The organism is Mycobacterium sp. (genome assembly GCF_049802695.1).
In the GTDB taxonomy this organism is placed as follows: domain Bacteria; phylum Actinomycetota; class Actinomycetes; order Mycobacteriales; family Mycobacteriaceae; genus Mycobacterium.
Map to the genome: position 1 here is coordinate 1 of NZ_JBARMY010000019.1, position 8,067 is coordinate 8,067.

Genomic DNA, 8,067 nt, shown 5'->3' on the forward strand with positions numbered 1-8,067 from the left:
GGTCTTGGGCGGCCCGGTTGAGCCGGCGATCGGGACACTCGACCATCCTCAACGTGGTGCGGAGCCCGAAGTGGTCCCACCGCTCCTGCAGCTGTGCTGCATGCACGGGGTCCAGTATGAAGTGCACTGCCACCAGTTCGCCGTGCAAACCGTTCCCGTAGCGCAGTGCTTCGAGCTCGGCGAGGTCGATCGAGTCGACGAAGACGAACACCCGGTGCCGGCGTACCTGGCGACGTCCGGTAGTTCGGTAAGCGACATCTCCAGCACCGAGGCCTCGGCGCGGTACTCCCGATTCAGCCGCATCAAAGCCAACACGAGCCGCGGAAAGACAACCACGATCAGCCAGGCGCCTTCAGTGAACTTCGCCACCGCGAAGATGCCGACCACGACCGTGGACAGGATCCCCCGACAGGTTGACCACCACCTTGGATCGCCAGTTGCCCTGGCGATGCTTGAGGTAGTGATTGGTAGTTGTCACTTTTAAAACGTGGGCACATGCCGCGATGACGCGCCGTGGCCTTAACGAACCTTGACGACGCCGGGCCCGATCTTGACGGATTTGTGACTCCTAGAATGGCGGCATCATGACCGCACCGGGGCTTGCCTCTCCACCCACCCCGATCGCGGGGCTCATCAACTTGGCGCTCACCGCGCCGACTTTGCAGCAGATCAGTGTGCGCGCCGCTGAACGGCCCGCCGAACTGACGATGGTCGGTCCGGCCAGCGCGCGCATACTGGTCACCAGCGCATTGGCCCGCCAAGGTCCGTTGCTGGTGGTGACCGCGACCGGTAGGGAAGCCGACGACCTGGCCGCTGAACTGCGTGGCGTCTTCGGGAACGCGGTGGCCGTTTTCCCGTCCTGGGAGACACTGCCGCACGAACGACTCTCCCCGGGAGTCGACACCGTCGGCGCCCGCCTGATGGTCCTGCGCCGACTGGCCCACCCTAACGATGCGCGGCTGGGTCCGCCGCTGCAGGTGGTGGTGACGGCGGTGCGCTCGGTGCTGCAGCCGATGGCGCCTCAGCTGGGCCTGGTTGAACCGGTCACCTTGGCCATCGGCGACGAAGTCGCGTTCGAGGAGCTCATCGCCCGGCTGGTCGAGTTTGCCTACACCCGGGTGGACATGGTCGGCCGGCGCGGCGAGTTCGCGGTCCGCGGCGGCATTCTCGACGTGTTTCCGCCGACCGCCGAACACCCGGTCCGGGTGGAGTTCTGGGGTGACGAGGTCAGCGAGATGCGCATGTTCTCCGTGGCGGACCAGCGATCCATCCCGGAGATCAGCGTCGACACGGTGGTCGCGGTCGCCTGTCGTGAATTGCTGCTCACCGCCGATGTGCGGGAGCGGGCCGCGCAACTCGCCGGCCACCACGGCGGCGGGGCGAGCGCGATCACCGGCAGCGTCACCGACATGGTGGCAAAGCTGGCTGAGGGTATCCCGGTGGACGGCATGGAGGCGCTGCTGCCGGTGTTGCGCCCGGGCGGCACGTCGCTGTTGACCGATCAAGTCGCCGAGGGCACCCCGGTGTTGCTGTGCGACCCGGAGAAGGTTCGCACCCGCGCCGCCGACCTGATTCAAACCGGCCGCGAGTTCCTGGAGGCGTCCTGGTCGATCGCGGCATTAGGCAGTGACGCGCCCGTCGACGTCGGGCAGCTGGGCGGATCAGGGTTCGTCGACCTCGACGAGGCACGTGCGTCCGCACAGCGGGCCGGCCATCCGTGGTGGGCGCTGAGCCAGCTGTCTGACGAGTCAGCGGTCGAGCTGGAGATTCGCGCCGCACCCTCCGCCCGTGGACATCAACGCGATGTCGACGGCATCTTCGCGATGCTGCGCGCCCACGTCAGCGCCGGCGGTCATGCCGTCGTCGTCACGGCGGGCATCGGAACCGCGCACCGCGTCGTCGAGCGTCTCGGTGAATCCGACACTCCGGCGCGCATGTTGGAGCCCGGTGCCGAACCGAAGCTCGGCGTCGTCGGCGTACTGCAAGGCCCATTGCGCGACGGCTTCGTAATACCGAGCGGTGTCAACCTGGTCGTGATCACCGAGACCGACCTCACCGGCAACAGGGCGACCGCCACAGCAGGCAAGCGGCTGGCGGCCAAGCGCCGCAACGTCGTCGACCCGCTGGCGCTGACCGCCGGTGACCTGGTGGTGCACGACCAGCACGGCATCGGGCGATTCCTGAAGATGACCGAGCGGATCGTCGGCGGGGCGCGACGCGAGTACCTGGTATTGGAGTACGCGTCCAGCAAGCGCGGCAAGAGCGACACCGACAAGCTGTACGTGCCAATGGACTCGCTGGACCAGTTGTCACGCTACGTCGGCGGACAGGCCCCGGCGCTGAGCCGGCTCGGCGGAAGCGACTGGGCCAACACCAAAACCAAGGCGCGCCGCGCGGTGCGCGAGATCGCCGGCGAACTTGTGTCGCTGTATGCCAAACGGCAGGCCGCGCCCGGTTACGCGTTCGGGCCGGACACGCCGTGGCAGGCCGAGATGGAGGACGCGTTCGGCTTCACCGAGACCGTCGACCAGCTCACCGCGATCACCGAGGTCAAAGCCGACATGGAGAAGCCGGTGCCGATGGACCGGGTGATCTGCGGTGACGTCGGCTACGGCAAGACCGAGATCGCGGTCCGGGCGGCTTTCAAGGCGGTTCAGGACGGCAAGCAGGTTGCGGTGCTGGTGCCGACCACGTTGCTTGCCGACCAGCATCTGCAGACCTTCACCCAGCGGATGGCCGGTTTCCCGGTGACGGTCAAGGGACTGTCGCGGTTCACCGACGGCGCCGAGTCCCGTGCGGTGATCGAAGGCCTGGCCGACGGCAGCGTCGACATCGTGATCGGCACGCATCGGCTGCTGCAGACCGGCGTGCACTGGAAAAACCTCGGCCTGGTCGTCGTCGACGAGGAACAGCGTTTTGGCGTCGAGCACAAAGAGCACATTAAGTCGTTGCGCACCCACGTCGATGTGCTGACGATGAGCGCGACACCGATCCCGCGCACGCTGGAGATGAGTCTCGCGGGCATCCGGGAGATGTCGACGATCCTCACCCCACCTGAGGAGCGTTACCCGGTATTGACCTACGTCGGTCCGCATGACGACAAGCAAGTCGCTGCCGCGCTGCGCCGGGAACTGTTGCGCGACGGGCAGGCCTTCTACGTGCACAATCGGGTCAGCTCGATCGACCAGGCCGCAGCGCGGGTGCGTGAAATGGTGCCCGAAGCCAAAGTGGTCGTCGCTCATGGCCAGATGCCGGAGGATGCGCTGGAAACCGCAGTCGAAGGATTCTGGAACCGCGAGTACGACATCCTGGTCTGCACGACGATCGTCGAGACCGGACTGGACATCTCCAACGCCAACACGCTGATCGTCGAGCGCGCCGACACTTTCGGTCTGGCTCAGCTGCACCAGTTGCGGGGGCGCGTGGGCCGCAGTCGCGAACGCGGTTACGCGTATTTCCTGTATCCGCCACACACCCCGTTGACCGAGACCGCCTACGACCGGTTGGCGACGATCGCGCAGAACAACGAGTTGGGCGCCGGCATGGCAGTGGCCATGAAAGATCTGGAGATCCGCGGCGCCGGCAACGTGCTCGGCGCTGAGCAGTCCGGGCACGTGGCAGGTGTCGGTTTTGATTTGTACGTGCGGCTGGTCGGCGAGGCGGTCGAAGCGTATCGGGCAGCAGCTGACGGCAAAACCGTCGTCAGCGCTGAAGAGCCGAAGGATGTGCGGATCGACCTGCCGGTCGATGCGCATCTGCCGGTGGATTACATCGCCAGCGACCGGCTGCGACTCGAGGGCTATCGGCGGCTAGCGGGAGCGGCCGACGAGGCCGCCATAGATGCGGTGGTGGAGGAATTGACCGACCGGTACGGCGCATTACCTGAGCCGGCCCAGCTGTTGGTGGCGGTGGCTCGACTGCGACTGCGGTGCCGCGACGCCGGCATCACCGACGTCACCGCGACGTCAGCGGCGACGGTGCGGTTATCACCGCTGACGCTGCCGGATTCGGCGCAGGTACGGCTGGCGCGACGGTATCCGGGTGCGCGTTACCGTGCGACCACCGCCACGGTGCAGGTCCCGATTCCGCGGGCCGGCACCGGCGTGGGTGCGCCCAGGATCCGTGACCTTGAAGTGGTGCAGATGGTCGCCGAGTTGGTATCGGCGCTTGATGGAACACCGCAGAAAGAAGTTGTATAACGAAGTCCATACCGGCCCCGGGAGCCGGTTGATCGACAAGACCGCCCACGAATGAGGAGCTACGAGCGCGATGACTTGCGCCGATGACGATGATTCCGGCGTAGCCGGGATCGAGGAGTGGCGCTCGTGACTTGCGCCGATGACGATGGTTCCGGCTTAGCCGGGATCGAGGAGCGACGCTGGTGACCGTCATATTGGTCGACCCGCGCCGCCCGTCGTTGGTGCCGGTAGCAGCCATCGAACTGCTCGCCGGCGAAGTGCAGTACACCGAGGAATTGCCGGTTGCTGTGCCGTGGTCACTGCCCGCGGCGCGGCCGGCGCATACCGGAGAGGACGCTCCGGTGCTGTTGTCGTCGGACGCCAATCATCCCGCGGTGACGGCGCGACTGGCCGCCGGAGACAGGCTGATTTCCGCACCGGAGTCTCAGCGTGGCGAGCGACTGGTCGACGCGGTCGCGATGATGGACAAGCTGCGCATGGCCGGGCCGTGGGAAAGCAAGCAAACGCACGACTCGCTGCGCCGCTTCTTGCTGGAGGAGACTTACGAACTTTTCGATGCGGTCCACAGCGGCAATGCCGACGAGCTGCGTGAAGAACTCGGCGATGTGTTGCTGCAGGTGCTTTTTCACGCCCGCATCGCCGAGGACGCGCCGCAGCAGTCGTTCACCATCGACGAGGTCGCCGATACCCTGGTGCGAAAGCTGAGCAATCGCGTTCCCGGAGTGCTTGCGGGCGAGGAGATTTCGCTCGACGAGCAGTTAGCTCAGTGGGAACAGCGTAAGGCGAGTGAGAAGTCGCGGAACTCGGTGTTCGACGACGTACCCACCTCGCAGCCCGCGTTGGCGTTGGCGCAGAAGGTGATCCAACGTGTCGACAGGGCCGGGCTGCCGGCGGATCTGCTTCCTGAGGCGATCACCTCGGTGACGGTCACACTGGACGGCGACGCTGAGAACGGGCTTCGCACAGCGGTGTTGAAGTTCATGGACACTGTCCGCAGCGCGGAGAAGGCGGTGGCGGCCGGACGACGCGGGCACGATATTCCGGACGCGCTCGACCTCGCTCCGCTCGACGCGGTCACCGAAGAGGAGTGGCGGGCCTACTGGCCGCAGGTGACCTATCAATCTCCGGCCGCACCAGAGGAGCCGCTCGCCGCGCGCGACGAACCGTTCGACGAGCCCGCGGCGGCAGTCGACGACATCGCCGAGTCCGAACGCGTCGACGAGACCGCCGAGGCGTCCGCCGACGAGGACCCTGGACCGGCGGTTGCGGAAGGCGAGATAGCGTCCGAGGCGTCAGCCCAGTAGGCCTGACAACCGAGCCGACAGATGGTCTTAAGCGGCGCGTGCCCGGGGTAGTTCGGTGGATCGCGTGGCTCTCGTAGTCATGTGGCGGCGACCCGTCACGTCGGTTGCTGCCGATTCCGGCCCTGCACTGCGGAACCACTGCTCATCGGGGTGATCAACACCTGTCCTGGCGTCGAAGATGACTTCGCTGTCGCCCCGCCGGGTGCACCCGGTCGGGGCAGAGAATTGCGCGACTCCGCTCGTGTCGGGGCCCCAAGGCAGCGGAGCAGGGCTCAACCCGTGGGACGATGGTTGAGACCAGAGGCGTTTAGGGGAGTGCTGTGTCGCCGGTGCGTTGGCTACGGGCGGTCGTCGTGCTGGGTGCGGCGGCGCTGCTCTTGGCGTCGAGTTGTACGTGGCAACTCGGCCCCTACATTCCCAAAGGCGTGCCGCCACCGGCCGGCGAGCCGGTGCCGCCGGTGAACACCCACGCCAAGGGCCGGCCCGCTGATCAGCTTTACGACTGGGCGGCCCAACGCTCCGACGCGCTGAAGATTCCGGTCGTCGCCTTGGAGGCGTACGCCTATGCAGCGCGAGTTGCCGAAGTCGAGAACCCGAACTGTCATCTTTTCTGGACCACCTTGGCAGGTATCGGGCAGGTGGAGAGTCACCACGGGACCTACCACCATGCGATGCTGGAAGCGAACGGCGATGTGCGACCGCCTATCCGAGGTGTGCAGTTGGACGGTACCGGCGGCACAATGCGCATCGTCGACAACGATGAAGGCGGCATGGACGGTGATTCGTCGGCTGATCGGGCGATGGGCCCCATGCAATTCATCCACGAGACCTGGCGGTTGTACGGAGTCGACGCCAACAACGACGGCATCGTCAGTCCGGACAACATCGACGACGCCGCACTTTCGGCAGCCGGCTACTTGTGTTGGCGCGGCAAAGATCTACAGACTCCGAGGGGCTGGATAACCGCGCTGCGGGCCTACAACGACTCCGACGCGTATGCCCGCGCGGTACGGGATTGGGCGACTGCCTATGCGAAGGGCCGCCCGCTGTGAAGCAGATCTTGGCTGCGTGGCATTAAGCTATGGACCGCTACGGACGTCATGGGTCTTCACGGACGCCCCTAGTACGTTCGTAGCCCTCGCTACCACGCAAGGAGAAGCCAGTGCCCATAATCGAGCAGGTCGGTGCCCGCGAGATCCTTGATTCCCGCGGGAACCCGACGGTCGAGGTCGAGGTCGCGCTCATCGACGGGACTTTCGCACGGGCTGCCGTGCCGTCGGGTGCATCGACCGGTGAGCATGAGGCCGTTGAGTCGCGCGACGGCGGCGACCGGTACAACGGCAAGGGGGTCAAGGCGGCGGTGCGGGCAGTGCTCGACGAGATCGCGCCGGCCGTGATCGGTCTCAACGCCGACGATCAGCGGCTTGTCGACCAGGCGCTGGTCGACCTGGACGGCACCCCGGACAAGTCCCGGTTGGGCGCCAACGCGATTCTCGGCGTGTCGCTGGCGGTGAGCAAAGCCGCCGCTGACTCCGCCGAGTTACCGCTGTTCCGTTATCTCGGTGGGCCCAACGCGCACATACTGCCGGTGCCGATGATGAACATCCTCAACGGCGGTGCGCACGCTGACACCGGCGTGGACATTCAGGAGTTCATGGTGGCGCCGATCGGGGCGCCTAGCTTTGCCGAGGCGCTGCGCTGGGGTGCCGAGGTCTACCACTCCCTCAAGTCGGTACTGAAAAAGCAGGGCTTGGCGACCGGCTTGGGCGACGAGGGCGGTTTCGCACCCGATGTGGCCGGCACGAAGGCCGCGCTCGATCTGATCACTTCGGCCATTGAGAAGGCGGGCTATCGGCCGGGGGCCGACATCGCGTTGGCGCTGGACGCCGCCGCAACGGAATTCTATGACGAAGCAACCGGTTACGCATTCGAGAACACGACGCTGACCGCGTCTCAGATGGCTGAGTTCTATGCCGAGTTGCTCGAATCCTATCCGTTGGTGTCAGTGGAAGACCCGCTCTCCGAAGATGATTGGGACGGCTGGGTCGCACTGACGGCACTGCTCGGCGATCGCTTGCAGATCGTGGGCGATGACCTTTTCGTCACCAATCCGGAGCGCCTCGAGGAGGGCATCGACAAGGGCGCGGCAAATGCGTTGCTTGTCAAAGTGAATCAGATCGGGACTTTGACCGAGACACTCGACGCTGTCGCGCTGGCTCACCACAGCGGCTACCGCACCATGATGAGCCACCGCAGCGGCGAGACCGAGGACACTACGATCGCCGACCTGGTCGTCGCTGTCGGTTCCGGACAGATCAAGACCGGCGCACCGGCGCGCGGTGAGCGCGTCGCCAAGTACAACCAATTGCTGCGGATCGAAGAAGCGCTCGGTGACGCGGCCCGTTATGCCGGCGATCTGGCGTTTCCGCGGTACTCACCGGACACCAGATAGCGCCTGCTGCCAGCATGTCGGAAGCGAAGCGGCCGGAGTCGAAGCGGCGCGGCCCCGCGTCGCGGCCGGGTCGTGGCGGCGGCGACTCAGTGTCCGGCCGTCCGCGCAAGTC

At 66.0% G+C, this 8,067-nt stretch carries 4 protein-coding genes and 1 pseudogene; 4 read left to right on the plus strand and 1 reads right to left on the minus strand.

Going from position 1 to position 8,067, the window contains the following annotated elements; all coding sequences use genetic code 11:
- Window positions 1-469, minus strand: a pseudogene (locus WA317_RS00685) (DNA-binding protein); the annotation flags it as partial.
- A 115-nt stretch (window positions 470-584) separates the two neighbouring features.
- On the opposite strand from WA317_RS00685, the gene mfd reads away from it, so the two are divergent.
- The 4 genes from mfd to eno all read left to right on the plus strand — a co-directional run bounded on the left by mfd (window position 585) and on the right by eno (window position 7,955).
- The gene (mfd, locus tag WA317_RS00690) at window positions 585-4,199 is read left to right on the plus strand and encodes a transcription-repair coupling factor (protein ID WP_425171200.1); all 3,615 of its coding nucleotides are present in this window, start codon (window positions 585-587) and stop codon (window positions 4,197-4,199) included.
- A gap of 182 nt (window positions 4,200-4,381) precedes the next feature.
- Entirely contained in the window at window positions 4,382-5,503 is a 1,122-nt protein-coding gene (locus WA317_RS00695) for a nucleoside triphosphate pyrophosphohydrolase (protein WP_425171201.1), read from the plus strand.
- 320 nt (window positions 5,504-5,823) lie between these two features.
- Entirely contained in the window at window positions 5,824-6,555 is a 732-nt protein-coding gene (locus tag WA317_RS00700; protein ID WP_425171202.1) for a lytic transglycosylase domain-containing protein, read from the plus strand.
- 110 nt (window positions 6,556-6,665) lie between these two features.
- On the plus strand, window positions 6,666-7,955 hold the full coding sequence (gene eno, locus WA317_RS00705) for a phosphopyruvate hydratase (protein WP_425171203.1): 1,290 nt from the start codon (window positions 6,666-6,668) through the stop codon (window positions 7,953-7,955).
- Window positions 7,956-8,067 lie beyond the last annotated feature (112 nt).